Source organism: Fodinibius salipaludis (assembly GCF_002287075.1).
Taxonomy (GTDB): Bacteria; Bacteroidota; Rhodothermia; order Balneolales; family Balneolaceae; genus Fodinibius; species Fodinibius salipaludis.
The window spans coordinates 267,550-290,215 of record NZ_NSKE01000001.1 but is presented as its reverse complement, the minus strand read 5'-3'; the positions used below and the strand labels follow the sequence as shown (position 1 = coordinate 290,215).

At 43.3% G+C, this 22,666-nt stretch carries 12 protein-coding genes, 1 pseudogene and 2 riboswitches; of the genes and pseudogenes, 6 read left to right on the top strand and 7 right to left on the bottom strand.

Annotated elements, in window-relative coordinates; translation table 11 throughout:
* The first annotated feature begins 286 nt into the window (after positions 1-286).
* Positions 287-1,105, top strand: a complete 819-nt coding sequence (locus CK503_RS01195) for an aldo/keto reductase (RefSeq protein ID WP_095604951.1) — start codon at positions 287-289, stop codon at positions 1,103-1,105.
* A 63-nt stretch (positions 1,106-1,168) separates the two neighbouring features.
* Here CK503_RS01195 and CK503_RS01190 read toward each other — a convergent pair whose 3' ends face one another.
* From CK503_RS01190 to CK503_RS01170, 5 genes are all read right to left on the bottom strand, one after another.
* Positions 1,169-1,897 (bottom strand): acyl-[acyl-carrier-protein] thioesterase, encoded by a 729-nt coding sequence (locus tag CK503_RS01190; RefSeq protein WP_176466176.1) that lies wholly within the window; start codon positions 1,895-1,897, stop codon positions 1,169-1,171.
* Between the two features lie 122 nt (positions 1,898-2,019).
* Positions 2,020-5,052 (bottom strand): efflux RND transporter permease subunit, encoded by a 3,033-nt coding sequence (locus tag CK503_RS01185; protein ID WP_095604949.1) that lies wholly within the window; start codon positions 5,050-5,052, stop codon positions 2,020-2,022.
* 18 nt (positions 5,053-5,070) lie between these two features.
* The gene (locus CK503_RS01180; RefSeq protein WP_095604948.1) at positions 5,071-8,358 is read right to left on the bottom strand and encodes an efflux RND transporter permease subunit; all 3,288 of its coding nucleotides are present in this window, start codon (positions 8,356-8,358) and stop codon (positions 5,071-5,073) included.
* 37 nt (positions 8,359-8,395) lie between these two features.
* Complete coding sequence (locus CK503_RS01175) at positions 8,396-9,451, bottom strand: efflux RND transporter periplasmic adaptor subunit (RefSeq protein WP_095604947.1); 1,056 nt, start codon at positions 9,449-9,451, stop codon at positions 8,396-8,398.
* 182 nt (positions 9,452-9,633) lie between these two features.
* A complete protein-coding gene (locus CK503_RS01170; protein WP_095604946.1) occupies positions 9,634-11,298 on the bottom strand; it encodes an amidase in 1,665 nt (554 codons plus the stop codon).
* 169 nt (positions 11,299-11,467) lie between these two features.
* A riboswitch (cobalamin riboswitch) is annotated at positions 11,468-11,681 on the top strand.
* Between the two features lie 27 nt (positions 11,682-11,708).
* On the opposite strand from CK503_RS01170, the gene CK503_RS01165 reads away from it, so the two are divergent.
* The 5 genes from CK503_RS01165 (at position 11,709) to CK503_RS01145 (ending at position 21,613) form a co-directional block, all read left to right on the top strand.
* Positions 11,709-12,899: an ABC transporter substrate-binding protein gene (locus CK503_RS01165; protein WP_095604945.1), complete on the top strand. Its 1,191-nt coding sequence runs from the start codon at positions 11,709-11,711 to the stop codon at positions 12,897-12,899.
* A complete protein-coding gene (locus CK503_RS01160; protein ID WP_095604944.1) occupies positions 12,899-13,975 on the top strand; it encodes an iron ABC transporter permease in 1,077 nt (358 codons plus the stop codon). Before CK503_RS01165 ends, CK503_RS01160 begins: the two co-directional genes overlap by 1 nt.
* A complete protein-coding gene (locus CK503_RS01155; protein ID WP_095604943.1) occupies positions 13,975-15,009 on the top strand; it encodes an ABC transporter ATP-binding protein in 1,035 nt (344 codons plus the stop codon). Before CK503_RS01160 ends, CK503_RS01155 begins: the two co-directional genes overlap by 1 nt.
* A gap of 26 nt (positions 15,010-15,035) precedes the next feature.
* Positions 15,036-15,268, top strand: a riboswitch (cobalamin riboswitch).
* 128 nt (positions 15,269-15,396) lie between these two features.
* Complete coding sequence (locus CK503_RS01150) at positions 15,397-17,598, top strand: TonB-dependent receptor plug domain-containing protein (protein ID WP_095604942.1); 2,202 nt, start codon at positions 15,397-15,399, stop codon at positions 17,596-17,598.
* 385 nt (positions 17,599-17,983) lie between these two features.
* Entirely contained in the window at positions 17,984-21,613 is a 3,630-nt protein-coding gene (locus CK503_RS01145) for a vitamin B12-dependent ribonucleotide reductase (RefSeq protein ID WP_095604941.1), read from the top strand.
* 326 nt (positions 21,614-21,939) lie between these two features.
* Here CK503_RS01145 and CK503_RS16375 read toward each other — a convergent pair.
* Together CK503_RS16375 and CK503_RS01135 are read right to left on the bottom strand one after the other, a co-directional pair.
* A pseudogene (locus CK503_RS16375) lies at positions 21,940-22,094 on the bottom strand (1,4-dihydroxy-2-naphthoyl-CoA synthase); the annotation flags it as partial.
* A gap of 43 nt (positions 22,095-22,137) precedes the next feature.
* A complete protein-coding gene (locus CK503_RS01135) occupies positions 22,138-22,617 on the bottom strand; it encodes a hypothetical protein (protein ID WP_255233300.1) in 480 nt (159 codons plus the stop codon).
* Positions 22,618-22,666: the final 49 nt, after the last annotated feature.

Sequence of the window (22,666 nt, the reverse complement as noted above, 5' to 3'; positions counted from 1 at the left end):
CTCTTTTTAGTATTTCGCAGTAGTATTAGTTGAATGATTATTTGTTATGCCGAATTATATTTTTGCACAGCTTATATTACCCGTGGGGCCAGAATACACCTCATAGGCTGCAGGAAGGGAATTGTAGTGTTTTTTTAGAGGTAAATATGTTATGAAAACCGCATAATAAATAATAGATTTTTTGATCTAATCTACTTTCTCTATTTTCAATGAATCATAATGTATTTTAAACTGTTGAAACAGTGATTTTAATCCTAACAAGAATGGAGTACTCCTTTTAATACAAATGCAATACAAAAATATTCAGGGTCTTGAAGTGCCCGAAATTGGTCTTGGAACGTACAAACTTCACGATAGAGAGTGTTCACAAATTGTACGGAAAGCACTTGAAATTGGTTATCGACATATCGATACCGCACAAATGTATAAAAATGAGCGAGCGATAGCTGAGGCGCTGAACGTTTCAAATGTGCCTCGCGAAGATATCTTTTTAAGTACAAAAATTTGGCATACGAATCTCGAAGCTGATGATGTGCTTCAATCTACAGAGGAGACGCTGCGACAGTTAGATACTCCCTATGTTGATTTGCTTATGATTCACTGGCCGAATGATCAGTATGATCTGCGTGCCACGATTGAATCCATGCTGGTGCTTCGTGACCAGGGAAAAGCGATGAATATTGGAGTCAGTAATTTTCCCCTGCATTTGCTTACCAAAGTAAAAGAAGAAATTCGTGCCCCAATATTTTGTAATCAGGTTGAGTTTCATCCTTTTATAGATCAGCTTGATCTGCTTGATTATGGAATCGAAAATGACATCATGATTACTGCATACAGTCCATTGGCACAAGGCAAAGTGATGGAAAATGAAGAATTGCAGGAGATTGCTGAAAAGTATGGAAAATCTCCCGCACAAATTTCTTTGCGCTGGTTAATTGAGCAGGAAAATGTTGTAGCTATTCCAAAAGCTTCAAGTGAAAAGCATCTGCGTGAAAACTTTGATGTTTTCGATTTCTTTCTCGAAGACGAGGATTTTGAACGTATTGATCAGCTTGAGAAGTCGATGCGTCTTGTTGATCCAAGTTTTGCACCTAACTGGGGCTAAACGTTACTTAGAGAAGTGCAAATATATTTTTAAGTGCCCGATACTTTGAAAGTGTTGGGCATTTTAATTGGATATTGCCTTGGCTAAAATTTTATTGTCAGATGCTCTTCGAATCTGATGATAATATTGGTTACTTGAATCGGAAGAATGTTTTTTTGCCTCAGCAATATCAACATCTCCCGCAACCGACTCTGCCATAAACCGAATATCGATTTCATTGACAGACGAAACTTCCGGTAAACATGAAAGGGCCCATTCAATAAAATGAACATTATTCACGTGGCGATTGAGATCAAGATCTGTTTTTCGAACTTTAAATTGTTGTGAATAATCCGGATGATCTAATTCGGAATAATTGGGGTCATTGACAGGAAGGACGTGATCAGTATTATCAGGGGCCATCTCAAGAATCTTTTTCGGGATTCGAGCAGGGCGACGACTTTGGATATTCATGATGAGCCAATAGCTCAATGATCTGCCGATAACGTTGTTGTTTTCTCCCTTAATTAAAAAGTCACGATAAGCGCGTAGGCCATCACCGCTCGATGGCCAGGTTTTTATCGTAATCGTTTCTCTCCACTCAGGGAAGCGATCCATTTTTACATGAAGTCGATGCAATACCCAGGTAAGTTCATCTTTTTGAAGGTCGGTGATATCAAATTCAAGCTCGCGGGCATGATTTCCGGCAACTTCCTGGAGTAAATTACAGATGGCAGGTAACGTTGCCCGCTGATTAAAGTTAATTTCTGATGCCCTTATTTTGAAGGTCTCCTGAAAGGTTATATTGCTCACAATATTACTTTTTATTAAAAAAAGGAAAGTAAACAATCTGACTGGTATCTGAAATAAAGAAAATCCCCGATATTTATAAGATACCGGGAATCTTACCTGTTACTCGGAGTATGGTTACAGGATTATTTACTTCGCCCTTTTTGCCAAACACGATTTCCCCATAGTTTTACATCATCGAGGATAAGATAGATTGCTGGTAAAATGACGAGAGTAACCACCGTAGAAAAGGTGAGTCCGCCGACGATCGCTCGTGCCATGGGAAAGTAGGGTGGACCATCACCGCCAATTTGAGTAGTACCAAAGCAGAGCGGAACCAGCCCAAGAACGGTTGTTCCGGCCGTCATTAATATAGGTCTCATTCGATCTTTACAGCCCTGTATGATGGCTTCAAACCTGGATGATCCCATCTCTCGCAGCTGGTGAATGTGATCTATCAAAACAATACCGTTGTTGACGACAATACCCATCAGAATGAGAATACCAATCATTGCCATAAAGGAGAAGGTTGTCCCGGTAATAAAGAAAAACCAGAAGACCCCAACGATTCCAAAAAATATGGAGGTGATAATGCTGGAGGGAAATAGAACCGATTCAAAAAGCGAAGCCATCACTAAATAGATCAAAAACATCGCTAACAGTATATTAACGATCATCTCGTCCATTGCTTCCTGATCCTGCTGAAAACTTCGCCCTTTGCTCCATCCGTAGCCGGAAGGATAATTGATTTGGTCTAAAACAGGAAATATACGCTCTTGGGCCTTATCCATTGTTATATCGTCAAGGTTGATGGTAATCCCAAGTGATGTTTGGCGATTTTCTCGTTGTATTGTTCTCGGACCACGATCCATCTTATAATCAGCCAATGATGCCAGCTGTACCGATTCCCCATTGTCAATATTTACCGGCAGTTGCATAAGGTCTTCAATCGTCTTTCGGTCAGATTCCTGAATGGCCAGTACGACATCTGTTTCTCCATGTTCGCCACGGACTCGGCGTAAATTCATCCCACGCATGGAATTGGAAACCAGGTTGGCCACTTGTTGAGAGGATACTCCCATATTACGCGCCCGTTCTCTATTTACTTGAACCTGAACTTCTTCGGTCCCGGTTTCGGCCTCTGATCGAACATCAGCAAGGCCCGGTACGTCTTGCAAGCGTCGTTCGACCTCCTCTGCAAGATCCGCAAGTACTTCAGTTGATTCGCCAATTACAAAAACACGCAGTTGCTCACCGCCGGTACGATCTTGGTATTCAAAAGAGGGATCGCCGATGGCAATTTTTGGCATTTGTTCTTCGATTTCTTCTTTGATAATCGTAACATCTTTTTGAGCATCGTCCTCATCCGTTAACAGGATAGTTGAAGTTGCAGAACCGGTTTCAAAATAGGAATAGACGGCATCAATTTCGAGATCTTCTTTGTGGGCGTAGAGAAATTCTTCGACATGGCTTACGGATTTCTCTACGGTTTCGAGGGTATAGGTATCATTAAGGTTATAGTGTAACCGAAGTTCCCGGGATTCTGAGGATCCAAACATTTCTACATTAACGGCATTCATCGGTACAGCAACGCTTAAAAGTGTGCCTAATATGAGGGCTACAGAGAGGTATCTGCGCTTGAGTAACCAGCTGAGCATGCCACCGTACCAATCCTGCAGACTATCAACCCAATCTGTTTGTTCTTTCTTTTCGGGTGGTGCTATTTTAGAAGTCAACAGGGGGATAACAGTGAGCGAAATCAAGAGTGATGCTGAAAGCGCTAAAATAATCGTTATAGCAACATGATAGAGCTGAATAGCGATCATTGAATCTTCACTGATAATATTGGGCAGAAATACAATAATTGTAGTTAATGTACCTGCGGTAACAGCCATTCCCACCTGTTTAACGCCACGTTTTACGGCTTCAGTTTTGTCATCCATCAGATTTTGGTTGCGATGAATGTTTTCAGTTACTACTACCGCATTATCAACCAGCATACCAACGGCGAGCATCAGCCCCATCATGGATAGGATATTGAGCGAAAGTTCCATGAAGTAAAGCAGTCCGAGTGTAACGACAAGTGAGAAGGGGACGGCCAAGGCTACAATTAACGTTGTACTGATGCGTCGCAAAAACAGGTAAAGGATGATGACAGAAAATAGGGCCCCTAACAACCCGGCTTTGAAGAGCTCGGTAAGCGAACTGATTATACCCGTCGCCTGGTTATGCATCTCAAAAATATTGATACCCTGCATTTCGGGCAGTTTGTTGACTTCATCAATTTCAGCTATCACGCGATCGCCAACTTCCACTGTATTGGCACCTGATTCTTTAAAGACATCCAGCCCGATGGCATATTTTTGATCAAGGTGGCGACCGTAATCGCGTTCGGGGCTTCCATAGCCAACCGTTGCGATATCTCGTAGCTTCAGATTATCGGGTCCGACAACAAGATTGGCAAATTCTGCGGGTTTGGTAAGTTCTCCCGTTGGACGTACCAGGTAACGTTTACCGGCATCTTCGACTTTTCCGGCGGTTACCGAAAAGTTACTTTGCCGCAACCTTTGAGCAAGTTCATTAAGATTGATGTTGTGTGATTTGAGTCGATCGGGAATCAGCTCAATTCTGATTTGTCTTTGTTCAACTCCGTACAGATCTACTTGGGCTACGCCCTGAATGCGTTCGATACGTTGTTTGAGATTACGATTTAAGAGTTCATAGGCGTTTGAAAGATCCCGCTCACTGGAAATCCGCAGGTTCATCATCGGATTATCCTGCGCGGAAAATTTATTGACGGTAAAGCGTTCTAAATCGTCCGGGAGTTGGTTTCGAATACCATCAATCTTTTCTTTGAGCTCCATAGCTTTAAGGCTGATATCCGATCCCATCTTAAACTGTACAAAAATACCGGCCTGGTTTTCACTGGAGGTTGAGCTTATCCGCTCGATACCGCTAATGGTTGCAATAGCTTCTTCGATCGGCCGGGTAATATTGCGATCGATCTCTTCGGGGGTAGAGTTTTGATAGGGAACAGAAACATACGCTCCGGGAAAAGAGATATCGGGAAAATATTCCAGCGGCACCATCCGGCTGGCAATGATTCCGATAATTACAAAGCTGATAAAAATCATCATCGTAGTTACCGGCCGCCGTAACGAAAGATCAGTGAATTTCATAATAGCAGTTCCCCCGTTTTAATTTTCTGATTGTTCTATTGCCGGTTGCTTCTTATACACTTTGCGATCCATAATTGCGTACATCGTTGGTATTATGATGAGGGTAAGCAGGGTCGAGATGATGAGCCCCGCAATAACCGTAATGGCCATCGGTGCTCTTAGCTCGGCGCCATCCCCGAATCCTATTGCTAATGGTAAAAGTCCGAGCGTCGTTGTTAGTGTCGTCATGATAATAGGGCGCAGCCGTGATTTACCGCCCTCAAGGATGGCCTTTATTTTATTCATCCCTCGCTCGCGGTATTGGTTGATCAGATCTACCAGCACAATGGCATTATTTACCACAATTCCGGCCAGCAGAATTAATCCGATAAATACGACGACGCTGATGGTTGATCCCGTAATCCACAGACCAAGAATAGCCCCAACCAGTGCCAGTGGAATAGTGAACAGAATTATAAAGGGGTGAAGCAGGGATTCAAATTGTGAAGCCATCACCAGATAGACCAAGAATATTGCCAGTGATAGGGCAAAAAGGAGGGACCGGAATGAATCAGCCATCTCCTCGTTTTGACCGGTTACTTGTGCCTGTATTCCCATTGGAATTGCTGTTTCATCAATAATATTGCGAATTTCTTCCGCAGCAGTGGCAAGATCACCGTAGTTTAAATTAGCGGATACGAGAGCTACGCGCTGTTGTGCTGCCCGGCGGATTTCGCTCGGCCCGGTGGCAACTTCTACATTTGCAATACTCGATAGTGGAACTGGGGATCCGCTGTTAGGGTTAACGATGATATTTTCAATATCCTCGATTGATGAGCGATCCTGTTTTTTTGCACGGACCAGCACATCAATTTTTTGATTTCGCCAGGAATAGCGTGTTGCCACGTCTCCGCGTACTTTACTGACGATAAGATCAGCAACTTCATGCACTTGCAAACCAAGAGATGCTGCCTTTGGACGATCAAAGGTAATTTGAATTTCGGGATTGCCTTGCTCCATGGTAGATTTTACGTCGGCAAAACGTCCATTAGAAGACAGTTTCTCGAGAATATGGTCACTGACCTTTTTCAGATCATCCAAGTTATAACCGGATACTTCTACCTCAACCGGGGTTTTAAAGGTAAACAGAGCGGGTCGTGAAAACTTGTAGTTTAAACCTGGAATACGCTGTAAATCGGTCCGCAGTTCATCCATGGTGGTTTCCTCCAGAGAACGACCCGCACCGCTGGCTAAAGTAACATTCAGTTCGCCCCAGTTTTCGCCTCCCTGGTTGGGATTAGCATCCATCTGGTTACCGGTTCCCGCCACGGCAAAAGTGGTTCGTATGGGGTCAATATCACGAGCAGCCTGCTGAACTTTCTGGAGGGCTCGGTCGGTCTGTTCAATAGGAGTTCCCGGAGGAAGATTAAACTCTACATTAAATTCCCCTTGTGAAAGGGAGGGAATAAGTTCCATACCCAGCTGTGGTACCAGCATTAGTGAACCCAAAAGACTTAAAAAGGCGAAGGAAATAACCACGAAGCGGTGGCGTAATGACCATCGTAAAACAGTGGGATATTTATCTTCCAGCGAGTCAAACCACTTTTCAAAAGCGTTTAACATGGGATTTAAAATAAACATAGCCCCCTTGCTGATAACGCTAATAACTTTAGACCCACCCTTTACGATATAGCTTGGGACGGTCTCAAAAGTGAATATCCGGGCTGTCCGCATCCAGCTGCCTACTTTTGTTTTAGGCTCTTTCAGCTTTGGCTTTTCAACTTCTGATTTTTCTCGTCCTGCCAGTGAAGAAAGCATCGGGATTAATGTTATCGCAACGACTAATGAAGCCAGCAGAGAAAACGTTACCGTCAGCGCCTGATCACGGAAAAGCTGCCCCGCTATACCGTGAACAAAAACAAGGGGAAAGAATACAGCAATGGTTGTGAGGGTAGAAGCAACTACGGCCATCCCTACTTCTCCCGCACCATCACTGGCAGCTTTTAGAGGGTTTTTCCCCATTTCACGGTGACGTGCAATATTTTCAAGCACCACAATGGAGTTATCAACCAGCAAGCCGATACCCAGTGCAATACCACCGAGTGACATAATATTAAGAGTAATATCATTACCGTACATCAGGTTAAAAGTGGCAATGACCGACACCGGTATCGACAAAGAAATAATAACGGTAGCCCAGAGGTTGCGAAGAAACAGGTACAGGATAATGATGGCCAAAATCCCGCCAATTATTCCGGCATCAACAACTTCGCTGACCGCAGAAGAAATAAACGTAGATTGATCAAACACTTTAGTCATTTCCATTCCTTCGGGAAGACGCTCAGACAGATTTTGCATCTGAGCTTCTACATTCTTGGCAACATTGACCGTATTGGCGTCACCCTCTTTATAAATGGCTATTTCTACTGCTTCTTGGCCATTGAGCCGGGTAATAGCTTCTCGTTCTTTATAGCTTTGGCTGATTTCGGCAAGGTCTTTTAAATAAATGGGATTGCCATCCTGACTGCTAATGACAACATCTTTGATATTCTCGACAGACTGAAACTGGTTGAGCGTCCGCACAAGATATTGTTGCGTACCTTCTTCCAGTCGTCCCCCGGATAAATTGACATTCTCAGCTCCGAGCACCTGTGTAATTTGGTCGATCGAAATTCCAAGGTGTGACATCCGATCCTGATTGACAGCCACCTCTATTTCTTCCTCTAATCCGCCGCTTATTTTAATGGAGGCAACTCCAAGTGCAGACTGCAAATCCTTCTTTATCTGTTCATCGGCGTATCGACGCAGTTGTTTGAGTTTGCTTATTTGTTCAACCGATTCCTCTGCCTGATAACTTGCATAGTCAACATTTTTGGGCTGGTCGGGGTTTTTATCCTTGATATAAAAAGCATACCGCATAATGGGATCCAGAGAGGGATCAAAACGAAGTATAACCGGGCGATCTACCTCCAGCGGAAGCTGCAAGGCATCGAGCTTTTCGCGCACGTCGATACTGGCGAAATCCATGTCGGTACCCCAGGCAAATTCCAGGGTAACGTCAGACTGGCCGGATCGAGAAATAGAGCGGACCTGCTGTACATTCTTTACAACTCCTAATGCTTCCTCAATAGGTTTGCTCACCAGGTTTTCGACTTCCGCAGGAGCAGCACCTTCAAAATCAGTTCGCACAGTAAGTGTCGGATAGCTGAGTTCTGGAAGCAGGTTGATATTCAATCGGCTGAGTGAAACCATCCCAAAAAGGATAATACCTATGGTAAACATGGCAATGGTTACCTTGCGGCGGATAGAAAAGTCAATCAATTTCATAGTGAATCCCTTTTAGATAATGATAAGCTAATGTTAGTTATAAGGATACAATATCAACCAAAGCGCTATCCTGGAGACTGCTTTGTCCAATAGTGACTACAGTATCAGAAGGTGCTAAACCATCGAGCACTTCGATATTGTCTCCGTTGGAATAACCGGTATTGATAGTTCTTCGGTGAGCCAGGTTGTTTTTAATAACATATACACTGCTCATACCATCTTCTTCGATAACAGCATTCTTGGGTATCATTAGGGCATTTTGATGGGTGTCGTACACAATACGCACGCGCCCGAACATGCCCGGCTTTAGTTGTTTTGATTCATCCTTGATAGATACGGTGACTTCAAAAGTACCTGTTTGGGGATCTACTGTGGGACTTACGCGCAAGACTTTGCCTTCGAACGATTCGTTTTTAATGGCATCGACTTGAAGTAGAGCTTGTTGACCTTTCTGGATTTTTGACATTTCATGTTCCGGAACTTTTAGAACAGCCAAAATGGGATCGAAATCAGTAATCTCGAATACTTCTTGATCAGTGTTAATCATATTGCCAACCTTGATAAGTCGATCTGATACAACCCCGCTTATGGGAGCTCGAATTTTTGAGTTCTTAATCTTTAGTTGGGCCAATTGGTATTCTGATTTTTGAGCCTGGTACTCAAATTTGGCGTTTTCAAATTCCTGGGCACTGATAAGATTTTTCTTAAATAGTTCTTCTTTTCGGTTGAGCTCATTCTGCAGGCGATCCATGGTAGCCTTAGCCCGCTCAGCTTCTAATTCTAACTGCTCATCCTCTAATTGAGCAAGTACCTCATCAGCATTTACAAAATCGCCTTCCTCAACCCTTATTTCTTTTACCATTCCCCTGACTTTCGATACTACCGTTGATTTATTTTCAGCTTCAAGTGTAGCCGTGCTTGAGTAGTAAGCTGAAATATCGCCGTTGGTAGCCTTGGCAATTTCAACCGGAATGGCAGAAGTGGAATCCTCGTCACTTACATTTTTTGACTGTGATTCTGAACTACAAGAACTTGCAGTAATTGACAGGCAAAACAGTGATCCTAAAACAACCCAATTTATTAACGTCTTCATGTAATTTTTTCTGGTTTTGAAAGATTTTTCAATTAAGAACGATCTGCTTTACATTACGGACAGATCAGAAAAAAAGTTACAGGGTTTTTAAGAGGGGGGGGGCAATTTTTAGGAATGATGAATAAAGAAGGCTGCATGAATGTTAATCATGCAGCCTTTGAAGAAATAGGTTTTGTGAATAATTATTGAGTAAACATTTTGGGATGCTTGGTATGGAAATCTGTCGCCTGCTGATATTTCTGCGAAACACCTAAAATGCGTCCCTCATCAAATAGATCCCCAATAAATGTAATACTTGTGGGCTGTCCTTCATCCGTAAAGCCGTTGGGGACAATGACTGAGGGATGTCCCGTTAAATTAGTAAGCAAGAGGTTGTTGCCCCCGTAGGTGGGAGAGACGTACATATCCACTTGCTGCATCACCGAATCCATTTTTTGGATGAGTACTTGGCGGGCTCGGTTTGCTTGAATATATTCTATCGCCGGGATAAAACGTGCGGATCGAAATAGGTTCGGCCAGGCTGATTTTCCTTGTCGAACCATCTCATCATCTTTGTTGCTGAGAGTAAGCTGATCAAAAGCGGTTGCCCCTTCAGCTGTTAAAATAAAACTGAGATCCGAGACAGGATAGTCCGGCAACTGAATGGGAATGAGTTCGGCGCCAAGCTCTTCCAGTTTTGCCAGTGTAAGACTGTCTCGCTGCCTATTGTCATAATCACTTTTTAATGCAGATTCCAAGTATCCGATTTTTAAATCACTGACATCAATATCTGATTTGTAGTTAAAGGGAAGATCAAACACCGTTTGGTCTTTTCCATCCGGGCCGTGAATAGCATCAAAAACGAGAGCGGCGTCTTTGACAGAACGAGTAATGGGACCAACTTTATCCATGCTCCAGCTCAATGCCATAGCTCCGTGTCGACTTACGCGTCCAAAGGTAGGGCGCAATCCGGTTGTTCCGGTTCTGTTGGATGGAGAAATAATAGATCCCCAGGTTTCGGTTCCGATAGCGAAGGGAAAGAGTCCCGCCGAGGTACCTGCTGCAGAACCTGCTGATGATCCGCTTGATCCTTGCTCAAGATTCCAGGGATTTCGGGTTTTGCCATCAAACCAAACATCTCCAAAAGCCAGAGCACCCAAGGTTGTCTTTGCTACTAAAACTGCTCCGGCCTCTTCCAGTTTTTTGGCTACTGTTGCTGTTTCATTTATTTGTTGATCTTTGTAAGGGATTGCTCCCCACGTGGTTTTATATCCCTCAACAGCAAATAAATCTTTAAGTCCGTACGGAATACCATGAAGCGGCCCTCGATAGTTTCCATTAGCAAGTTCCTGATCCATCTTTTTGGCCTGCTCCAGAGCCATTTCTTCAGTAACAGTAATGATGGCCTCAAGCGTATCGCCATGTTGGGTGATACGCTTGAGAAAGAATTTTGTCAGTTCAACTGAAGATATTTTCTGTTGTTTAATTAACGATGCGAGCTCTTCAACGGTGTAAAAAGCGAGATCAGATCGGTTATCCGGAAGGTTCACATCCTCCGGCAAATTCCAGTCGATCGGTTGATCTGTTTTATTGATAATTTTTCCCGGTGGAATGGGATTAAAATTCAGTGCCGGAGGAATACCATTATCGAGTTTGAGATCTCGAATGCTTTGATATGAGTCTCTATTGGATTCGAGTTCAGCGATCATTGAATCCCGCTCTGCCGCGGTAAAGTCAATACCGATTAATTTCGAGGCCTCCGAAACCACCTTGGGCGTAATATCATCATTTATAAAGTGTACGGAGGTGAAAGCCAGTAAAAATCCAAGAAATAAGCCTAAAAAGAGCGTACCCAATCGTTTGATCATAATAGTTGTTAAATTGGTGAAATGTTTAGAATGGTAATATAAAAGAGTGATACAGAAATGGAAGTGTTATTACATGCTTTAATCTTTAAAGATAAGTTCATTATCAAGTTCATTCTAAATTGGCTTCTCAATATTAATACCGTTATTATCAAGAGCAGAAATTAATTTTACTTACTGATTCAATACAGGTCTGTATTTCGTTTGAAATACAGTTAAAACGGGAATCCGGTGTACCCTAATTTGGGAAAGTCCGGAGCAGTCCCCGCTGCTGTAAGCTCCGACAGCTTTTGATCCTTCATAAACCACTGTCCTGATAATTATTGGATGGGAAGGTTGTTAAAAGTGGAGTAAGCCAGAAGACCTGCCGGTATTGATGACGGAAACAAGCTTTCGGGAGAAAAGCCAAATCCATGGATAGATCACACTTACGCTTTTTTTACCCCCCTATACTTTTATTTGTATGGGTAATTTCGTTCCTACTGATTGGTGGATGTGGCCCTGAAAAAAATGCCGATCCGGAATCTCATTCTAATAACATTGAACAGGTACATTTCGCTGATTCTGTGCATGCAGAATATGCAGAAGGATTTCGGATTACGTATCACCATAACTATAAGTTGCTGGAGATTCTAAAACCCTTTCAAAACCAGGTTGATACGCTGCGATATTCGTTAGTGCCGCGCGACCTTACTGATGAAGTAGAGGTTGAGAATACGACGGAGATTCCCATCCCAATAACAAGTCTTTTGGCCACTTCTACGACGCATATCGGGTTGGCAGAAATGCTTGATGCAACGGATATCATGACCGGAATGGTAGGTGGGGACTATGTTTATAGTGAGGATATTCGAAGCCAGCTGGAGGAGGGTAAAATGGTGAGCCTGCCGCAAGGGGAACTAAACAAGGAAAAGATACTGTCGATGAATCCTGATTTGTTGATGATTTCCGGCGGACAGTCCTCACAGTTCGATAATGTAAAAATTTTGATGGAATCTGATATTGATGTGATGGTTAACTCAGAGTGGTTGGAAACAACGCCACTTGGCAAGGCAGAATGGGTTAAAGTACTGGCTGCGCTGCTGAACATGGAGAATCAGGCTAACGAAAAATTTAGTGCGGTCGCAAAACAATATAACAGTTTAAAATCCAAGGTGAAGGGCATAAATGATAAGCCATTGGTTATCAATAATATGCCTTATAAAGGAGCGTGGTTTGTGTCGGGTGGAGAAAGCTATACCGCTCAGTTTTTGAGGGATGCCGGAGCGGATTATTCATGGTTCGATTCGGATGAGGCCGGAGGATTGCGTAAGAGTTTTGAAGTGGTTTATGAAATTGGATTGCAGGCCGATATGTGGATTAATCCCGGAGCAGTAAACTCAAAAGAGGATATTCTGGCAAAAGATTCTCGGTTTAAGGACTTTAAACCATTCCAAACGGGGCAAATATATAATAATAACAAGCGGATGAGCCCGTCCGGCGGCAATGATTTTTGGGAGTCGGGTGTAGTACATCCCGAAATGGTACTGGCCGATTTAATCAAAATATTCCATCCGCAGCAGCTGCCCGATCACCAGCTTTATTACTATCAGAAAATTGATTGATGGCCAACGAAACTGCAGATATAACGCCAAAACATAAGACAGGTATTCGTCCGCTTTATTTTGGACTGTTGATTGTCATTCTTTTAGTACTTCTGCTGGTTAACTTAGTACTGGGATCAGTTGATATTCCTCTTGGGGATATTGTCCAAATTTTGGTTGGGGGAGAGGCCGCAAGTGAGGTTTGGAATAAAATTATCATTAACATCCGCATTCCCCGGGCCATAACGGCCGTTTTAGCCGGCAGTGCATTGTCAATAGGTGGGTTGCTCATGCAAACACTTTTTCGCAATCCGCTGGCAGGTCCGTCGGTACTGGGTATTACTGCAGGAGCAAGTCTTGGTGTTGCTATTGTAATGCTGGCAGGTGGAACTATTACCAGTATTTTTGCCATTCAGCAACTGTCGGCATTCGGCAGTTGGATTATTGTGATTGCCGCCAGTTTGGGATCGGCTGCTGTGTTACTGTTGATTCTTCTTATTTCTATTAAAGTTCGCGATAATGTAACACTGTTGATTATCGGATTGATGATTGGGAACCTGACGATCGCGTTGGTAAGTATCTGGCAGTACTTTAGCCGACCCGAGCAGATTCAGGATTATCTCATCTGGACGTTCGGGAGTCTTGGCGGTGTGCCTTTAGATCAGTTGTGGATATTGGCCGTTGTTGCATTTGTTGGGATTGGAATTGCGATGGCACTTTCAAAACCGTTGAATGGACTCTTGCTGGGGGAAAATTATGCCCGAAGTATGGGGCTGTCGGTTTCTGGTTCTCGTATCTGGATTATCGTGAGTACCAGTTTGTTGGCGGGTGGAATCACCGCATTTTGTGGTCCCATTGGATTTGTGGGCATCGCTGTTCCTCATCTTACTCGATCCTTGATGGGAACGAATGATCACCGGGTACTCATTCCGGCCACATTATTGATGGGAGCTATACTATTGCTTGGCTGTGATATCATTGCTCAAGTGCCGGGCTCAACAACAACGCTGCCCATTAGTGCTGTTACATCGATGGTAGGATCGCCCGTTGTTATCTGGGTAATCATCCAGCGCAAAAACCTGCAGGCTTCATTTTGATGAGTAAACAGTCTTCCATCATATCGACAAATGAATTGGATATAGGATTTCCCGGAAAAGGGCGTAAGTCTGCTACGGTTGTGGCATCTGATATAAATGTGGCGCTGCATGGTGGAGAGGTTGTATGTCTGTTGGGTCCTAATGGATCGGGAAAATCTACGCTAATTAGAACGTTAGCTAACCTGCATAATCCATTGGATGGAGATGTATTACTTAATGGAAAGAATTTAAATCAACTTGCAGTAAAAGAAATTGCGCAAAAAGTAAGTACCGTTTTGACCGACCGTATTACGATCGGGAATATTAGTGTTTATGAGTTGGTGGCATTCGGACGGTCGCCCTATACCGGTTGGTTTGGATCCCTTAATAAAAAAGATGAAGAAATAGTAGAATGGGCAATTGCGTCCGCAGGGATTGAGCAGTTTGTCGACAGAGATGTGTTGCATCTCAGTGATGGAGAACGGCAAAAGGTGATGATTGCCAGGGCATTGGCACAGGATACTTCGGCGGTATTGCTCGACGAGCCTACGGCGCATTTAGATCTCCCGAACCGGGTAGAAATTATTCGGTTGCTGCGAAAGCTAACTCATGATACCCAAAAGGGTATTTTGTTGTCTACTCATGAGTTGGATCTGGCCCTGAAAGCGGCCGACAGCTTGTGGCTCATTAACAGGGAGGGAGAAGTTATTACCGGTACGCCCGAAGATCTTGTTTTGGATGGCACCTTTGAATCTGTTTTTGAAAAAGACAGTTTTGATTTTGATCGCAGTACCGGCTCTTTTACGCTGCATAATCCAAATAAAGAGGCTGTTTATTTAACCGGTGATGCCGTACCTGTATTTTGGACGCGCCGCGCCCTTGAGCGCGAGGGATATAAGGTAGTCGAAAACAACGGAACAGCTCTTCAGGTTGAGGCCCGTACAAAACAAGAAGCGTTTGAATGGGAAATCATTTCAAAAGAGAATAAAAATTGTTTTACATCTATAAAAGAGCTGCTAAAAGCATTGAAGAAAAATCAGAAATTACCGCAATAGGTTTTGATTTATTCAGCGCACCTCGTATTTTCGGCTCGTGCATTGGTTCCCATCCTAAAAATGTTTTGGGATGGGATTAAAAGGGAATCCGGTGCTCTCGATAATTTTCGGGAAAATCCGGAGCATTCCCCGATGCTGTGAGTTCCATAACCTTTTGATCTTTCTTGAACCACTGTTTCTCTCGGTTTAACCGGGATGGGACGGGAAGGTTGTCAGAAGCGGAACAAGCCAGAAGACCTGCCAACGCACAGCATTCGTAGCTTTCGGGAGAAAAGCGAAGAGTAAATATCGTTTCTGGCTATCAGAACGTATTTATACCTTCCAAGTTTTATACCCAAAGGTACGAGTGATGAATTAATCATCATTTGTAACCTACAATTTTAAATTATGACCATAACTAAACGATTACTTTCAGGGCTTTGTGCCTTGGTGGCTTTTCTTTGGATATCTGTGCCAACGCTGGCTCAACAAAACGATGTAGAAACCGACTCTACAATCTATGAGCTGGACGAAATTATAATCAGTGCCAGTAAATACGAGCAGTCCCCGCAGTCGGTAGGGCGCAATGTTACTGTTATTTCACAGGAGGATATTCAGAATGCTGCATATGCAAATGTCAGTGAGCTGTTGGCGCAACAGCAAAGTGTACATATGATAGGAGCGGGACAAACGCCGGGCTCGCTGCAGCAGGGATTTATCCGCAATGCCAATTCCAATCATTCAGTTGTATTGATTGACGGCGTTCGAATCAGTGATCCTTCTACCAATAATAATTCTATTGATCTTTCGGAGCTTTCACTTACCGGAATAAAGCGCATCGAAATTGTCCGCGGATCACATAGCACGCTCTATGGTTCCTCGGCTATTGGCGGAGTTGTTAATATTATTACAAAAAAGGAAGGAGCAGAAGGATTTAATGTAAATGCAGAAACCAAACACGGGCGATTTGGCGAAGGAACGTATTCCACTACAAACAGCCTTTTTGCTAATTATACTACTGATGGGGGATGGTACGCGAATTTGGGTGCCAACTTTCGGCTGACCAACGGGTTTGATGCAACCATTGATACGACATCCGGCACCAATACGTTTAATCCACAGGATCAGGATGATTTTAATAAACTTGATTTAGTGGGTAAGCTTGGGTATTCGACTGATCAGTATGATTTATATGCATCTTATAGACGTGTAGATCAGCGCAGTGACGTTGATCAGGGTGCTTATCAGGATGATAGTAATGCCTACACCGAATTTCAGCGCGATCTGTTTAATTTTGGGGGTGGCATGGAATTATCAGATCAGGTAGCTTTAGAGTTCCAGGGTGCCTATTCAGATTTAAACAGAGATTTTGTAAACGATTCGTCCCTTGTGAGTCCCAATGATACGTATGACGGGATTTATACAGAGCTTAATGCCGAAGGATCACTCTGGGAAAATGAATTGAAGGCCGTAATAGATGGGAATCATATTCGATTTGTTGCCGGTGCTTCCGCATCGCGACAAACGATGTCTACTCGAAATTATGTGTATAGTCGGTCGCAATTTGGAGTGTATGAATCGACAACCGATTTAGATTCATTAGGATTGAAGGAAATTATTTATAACGGGTATGCCCAGTCCAATCTTAATGGAGGATTAATTGCCGATCAGTTAGAGTTATTTTCATTAGGATTGGGAGGACGATTGGTCCATCACGATGAGTTTGGATCTCACTTTACGTATGAAGTGAATCCCAAACTTCAGGTGACCGAATCCACGCTTTTATATGGTGCAATAACCAGTGGATTTAACGCCCCTTCACTCTACCAACTTTATTCACCGTCACAAAGCGCGGGAAGTTATACAAACCGGGGCAATGAAAATCTGGACCCCGAGTCATCGGTATCTTACGAGCTTGGATGGAAGCAAGAGGTAGGCAATCAGTTTTCTTTTGAATTGTCTGCTTTTAAAACAGTAGTAGATGATGTCATTGAATACGTGTACTTATGGAATGGCGATACCGCGATCGAAAATTTAAGTGCAAGCTTTCCGGATTCAGACTATCTCGGAGATACGTATATTAATGCTTCTGAGCAGCAGGTATCAGGACTTGAAGCATCAGCCTCAGCGAGAATAACTCCCAAACTTACTCTACGAGGAAACGTATCTCTCACCAGATCAACAATAACGTTTTCACCAGATGACATTGATGCAGCATATACGGGAGGAAATCACGTACAAATATATGAGAGCGGAGCCTATGTAACCGAAGAAAAAGAGATTGAAGGCTTAACTCGGCGTCCATCGGTGAATGCCTTTGTCAGTGCATCGTATTTAGCTACTGATAAACTGCGATTTAAAATTGATTCCCGATATGTTGGATCCAGAGATGATGTGTATTACAGTGCAAGCTTAGGTCCGAATGGAGCCCTGGATCGTAGTGATGTTTCGGGTTATAATGTAACAAATGCCACGGTGGGCTATTCAGTTACAGAAAATCTATCTACACTACTAAAAGTAGAGAATCTTTTTAATACTGATTATCAAGAGATTAACGGTTATAATACCCGAGGTCGAGGATACTTTATCAAGTTGCAGTATCAATTATAGAAAAAAATCCCTCAGCTTATTTTAGCCTCCTTTCATAAATTCTGATGAAAGGAGGCTTTTTTTATTGGGATGAATAACTATTTGCTGACCAATAGAAGTTGGACTTGAAAAGCACCTTAGGTGAGCTTTGGCTCCCCAGTAATAGGATTCATGAAAGTTATCCACAATTTTTCTTATACCGGATAAAAAAGTCTGAAAAAATTACGTCAAATATCATGATCTATTGTGGATAACTTCTGCATTTTGTGGAAAAGTTTTGGGCTTTTTGACTTGTTCCATCGTCGCATTCCTTTATATTTAATTAGAAGAAAACGACATGATTTTGTGCTTTTTCAGAGCCTTCCAGTTAAGTAAAAAACTATTAAAGTAAACCGGAGTTAGTAATATGAAATTTACACGATTTTATACACAAGAGGAGTGGGACAGTCCATTTGGAGATATGAATTTTGAGAGCCGCAAATCGGAGATAAAAAATCCCGATGGATCCATTGTTTTTTCAATGGAAGAATTGATTGTACCTGAAACCTGGTCACAGGTTTCAACAGATGTAATTGCCCAAAAATATTTTCGCAAGGCGGGCGTCCCACAAATCACAAAGAAAGTAAAAGAAAAAGGAGTACCGGAGTGGTTGCAGCGATCAGAAGCCGATGAGAAAGCGATGAAAAAGGAAGGGATTGATGAAGATGATTATTATGGCGGAGAGTATGACAGCCGCCAAGTATTTCATCGTCTTGCCGGTTGTTGGACGTATTGGGGATGGAAACACGATTATTTTGATTCTGAAAAAGAAGCCAAGGTTTTTTATGACGAATTAAGCTATATGCTGGCCAATCAAATGGCGGCACCTAACAGTCCCCAATGGTTTAATACCGGTTTACATTGGGCATATGGCATTAATGGTCCGTCACAAGGTCATTATTATGTAGATGGAAAAACAGGAGAACTGACAAAGTCAGAAGATGCTTATACGCATCCACAGCCGCATGCTTGTTTTATCCAGAGTATCGATGACAACCTCGTCAATGAGGGAGGCATTATGGACTTGTGGGTTCGCGAAGCGCGACTCTTTAAGTATGGTTCCGGAACGGGAAGTAACTTCTCAAAAATTCGCGGTGAGGGAGAGCCCTTGAGCGGTGGTGGCAGGTCATCCGGATTGATGAGCTTTCTGAAGATTGGCGACAAGGCTGCCGGTGCTATTAAGTCTGGTGGAACCACACGGCGCGCAGCCAAGATGGTAACGCTGGATCTTGATCATCCCGATATCGAAGAATATGTAAATTGGAAAGTTCGGGAAGAGCAAAAAGTTGCTTCTATGGTTGCCGGCTCCAAGATTTTGGAGAAGCATCTCAAGAAAATCATTAAGCTTTGTAACGAACCGGTTGAAATTGATGGACGTACTTTTAATGGGGCGGTAAGTCGCGATCCCGTTAAAAACAAAGAGCTTGGTAAAGCTATTAAGGAAGCGAAGGAAGATCAGGTACCGCTCAATTATATTGAACGGGTTGTTCAGTTGGCTGCACAAGGATATACCGATCTGGAATTTGATACTTATGATACGGATTGGGATTCTGAAGCGTATCGCACGGTAAGCGGACAAAATTCAAACAACTCCGTACGCATCCCCAATAAGTTTATGCGAGCCGTCAAAAATGACGACGACTGGAACCTTTATTGGAGAACCGAAAAGCGGAAGGCCGCCGAAGAAGGACGCGAGCCAGAACCGCATAAAACGATGCCGGCCCGTGAACTTTGGGATCAGATCTCGAATGCTGCCTGGGCATGCGCCGATCCGGGAGCACAGTATCACGATACTATTAATGAGTGGCACACATGTCCCAATGACGGACCGATTAATGGAAGTAATCCGTGTTCGGAATATATGTTCCTTGATAACACGGCCTGTAATCTGGCGTCATTGAACCTGATGAAATATTTTAAAACGGATGAGTGCAAGGAATTTGATGTTGAGTCACTCCGTAATGCTTCTCGCTTGTGGACGGTCGTACTGGAGATTTCTGTACTGATGGCACAGTTCCCATCTAAAGAAATTGCAGATCTATCGTACAAATATCGTACGCTTGGTCTTGGATTTGCCAACTTAGGCGCAGCACTGATGGTGCAAGGCGTGCCGTATGACAGTGATGAAGGATGTGCTATTGCGGGTGGATTGATGAGCATCATCCATATGAATGCTTATAAAACGAGTGCAGAAATGGCTAAAGAGCTCGGTACTTTCGAGCGTTTTGAAGCTAATAAAGAGCCGATGCTCAAAGTAGTCCGAAATCACAAACGCGCGGCCTATAATGTGGATCCCGATGAGTACGAGGATCTAACCGTAAAGCCAATGGGCATTGATGCGAATGAATGTCCCGAAAATCTTCTTAAGGCTGCTCGCGAAGATTCCGATGAAGCTGTTAAAATGGGTGAGAAGCACGGCTATCGTAATGCGCAGGTTACCGTAATTGCACCGACCGGAACAATTGGTCTGGTAATGGATTGTGATACCACCGGAATTGAGCCTGACTTTGCGCTGGTGAAATTCAAGAAACTTGCCGGCGGTGGACACTTTAAGATTATTAATCAATGTGTGCCCAAAGCGCTGGAGAATCTTGGATACAGTCCCAAAGAGCGTGAAGAAATTATTAACTATGCCAAGGGACATGGATCGCTGGATGGCTGTCCGCATATTAATGAGGAAAGTCTCCGTGAAAAAGGATTCGATGACAAACAGCTTGACGCTATTGAAGAAGCGCTGCCAAGCAGTTTTGAGATTCAATTTGCCTTTAATCAGTGGACCTTGGGCGAAGACTTCTGTAAAGAAGAGCTTGGTCTTTCTGATGAGCAGTTGGCGAATCCTCAGTTTGATGTCCTCAAGCATCTTGGATTTACCAAAGAAGAAATTCAGGAAGCCAACGACTACGTCTGCGGTACAATGACCGTTGAAGGGGCTCCACACTTGAAAGATGAGCACCTGCCGGTCTTCGATTGTGCTAACCGCTGTGGACGTATCGGAACGCGATACATTAAACCCAAAGGGCACATCCGCATGATGGCAGCTGCGCAACCGTTTGTTTCGGGCGCCATTTCGAAGACGATTAACTTGCCGAATGAGGCAACGGTTGAAGACTTTAAGGAAGCGTACATGGACTCATGGGAGCTGATGCTGAAGGCCAATGCCTTGTATCGTGATGGCTCCAAGTTGAGTCAGCCGCTGAATAGTCTCAGTGATGTCTTTGAGGATCTGGATGAAGAAGATCTGGATGAGGAAACGAAGGCAGAACAAGATAAGGTAGTAGAAACTGCTGAGCGGATTGTTCATAAATATGTGGCTGAGCGTAAACGCTTGCCCAGCCGCCGAAATGGATATACCCAGAAGGTGAAAATTGGTGGGCAGAGCGTGTACTTGCGAACCGGTGAATATGAAAATGGCCAGCTTGGTGAAATATTCCTTGACATGCACCGAGAAGGAGCGGCATTTAGAAGCCTGACCAACTGTTTTGCGATTGCAATTTCTCTTGGCCTGCAGCACGGCGTACCGCTCGAAGAGTTTGTGGATGCCTTTACATTTACAAAGTTCGAGCCAAGTGGAACGGTTAGTGGAAGTCCACATGTGAAAATGACGACTTCTGTGATTGACTATATTTTCCGTGAGCTTGCCGTTACGTATCTCGGTCGCGATGATCTGGCGCATGTTCCTGCGGAAGAAGTGATGACGCGCAAGATGCGTCCTTCTGAAGAGGAAAAACAAGCTAGGGGAAAAGCAAATAAGGTTGATACTCCTAAGCAACCTGATAACAATGGGAGTTCTGATCAGCCCGAAACTGTGGTGGAATCACAACCCACGAAACAGGCACAATCCGCAGCTGATGACGACAGTTATCAGAGCGATTATGAAAAGGCCAAGGAGCTGGGTTATACCGGTGATTCTTGTCCTGAGTGCGGTAGTATGACGATGGTCCGTAATGGAACCTGTCAGAAGTGCATTACCTGTGGATCAACCACCGGTTGCTCGTAATTACTAAAGCAAATAATTAAAAACAACAAAAGCCCGCTTTAACGGGCTTTTGTTGTTAATAAATCCTAACTAAAAATAGAAAGGAGGTGTTAAAAATGGCTAAAACTAGCAATGGGAAGAAAAAAGTCTATGTCAAAAAGCATAAGCGAAATGGCAAGACTATTCCTGCCCATTATCGGTCAACACCAGAATAATCACTAATTTTAACCTTTAAATTATCCAACAACCCAGTAGCCCAAACTACTGGGTTGTTTTCTATGCATTAAATAACACCAATATTTTTTTAAATCAAAAACTATTTATCGAGTTAGCCAATCTGAGAATAATCATCCCAATTTGGTTTGTGTTTTTTCAAGGAAGGCATCACGTTCTTTAACAGCCTCGTTGGTCATGTAGTACAGTCGCGTGGCTTCACCAGTGAACATCTGCTGAAACCCATGCCATCGTCCACAAGATGATTAAAGGAATATTTAATTATGCGTTATGTAGCGGGCTTTTTTTATTGCTATCTGATTTTATTTCGATCAATTAAAATAATACCGTATTCCAACTCCACCATTGCCGGCAAGTTCGAGATTAGGAGTAAAATCAAGGATAGGAGTTGCTTCTACAAACAGATCAAAAGGGAGGGTATCAAAGATATAGTTCAATCCAAGTGGAACCCGGACTCCAATTTTTGCGTCATCTGTAAAAATAACACGTCCGCCAATACCATAGTAAAAGGCAAGTCTTCCGCGTTCGATATTCTCAAACCAGGAATGCAGCTGAAAATCGGCATGCAAGTGAAGGGCTTCATCTTCCGAAAGTGACCAGGCAGCACCGATGCTAAAAGCGGATTGATCGCCATTCCAGGATTTGATTGAGAGTCCCGTCGGTTCTCCTAAGATAAGGCCGAGCCCAAAATTGTTTTCGCTATCAGGATTAGCTTGTGCTTTAGTTTCTGAATGACAGAAGAACAATGCAGTGGCACAAATTATAACAACAAATACTCTTGATGATAACATGGTCGCAATTTTTAGTGATTATAGTCCTCACTTATATAGTGAACCTAAT

What these genes read in the sequence shown, in the direction of transcription:
- CK503_RS01195 (WP_095604951.1), top strand. Translation starts at nt 287, where the DNA reads ATGCAATACAAAAATATTCAGGGTCTTGAAGTGCCCGAAATTGGTCTT.
- CK503_RS01185 (WP_095604949.1), bottom strand. Translation starts at nt 5,052, where the DNA reads ATGAAATTCACTGATCTTTCGTTACGGCGGCCGGTAACTACGATGATG.
- CK503_RS01180 (WP_095604948.1), bottom strand. Translation starts at nt 8,358, where the DNA reads ATGAAATTGATTGACTTTTCTATCCGCCGCAAGGTAACCATTGCCATG.
- CK503_RS01175 (WP_095604947.1), bottom strand. Translation starts at nt 9,451, where the DNA reads ATGAAGACGTTAATAAATTGGGTTGTTTTAGGATCACTGTTTTGCCTG.
- CK503_RS01170 (WP_095604946.1), bottom strand. Translation starts at nt 11,298, where the DNA reads ATGATCAAACGATTGGGTACGCTCTTTTTAGGCTTATTTCTTGGATTT.
- CK503_RS01165 (WP_095604945.1), top strand. Translation starts at nt 11,709, where the DNA reads ATGGATAGATCACACTTACGCTTTTTTTACCCCCCTATACTTTTATTT.
- CK503_RS01160 (WP_095604944.1), top strand. Translation starts at nt 12,899, where the DNA reads ATGGCCAACGAAACTGCAGATATAACGCCAAAACATAAGACAGGTATT.
- CK503_RS01155 (WP_095604943.1), top strand. Translation starts at nt 13,975, where the DNA reads ATGAGTAAACAGTCTTCCATCATATCGACAAATGAATTGGATATAGGA.
- CK503_RS01150 (WP_095604942.1), top strand. Translation starts at nt 15,397, where the DNA reads ATGACCATAACTAAACGATTACTTTCAGGGCTTTGTGCCTTGGTGGCT.
- CK503_RS01145 (WP_095604941.1), top strand. Translation starts at nt 17,984, where the DNA reads ATGAAATTTACACGATTTTATACACAAGAGGAGTGGGACAGTCCATTT.
- CK503_RS01135 (WP_255233300.1), bottom strand. Translation starts at nt 22,617, where the DNA reads ATGTTATCATCAAGAGTATTTGTTGTTATAATTTGTGCCACTGCATTG.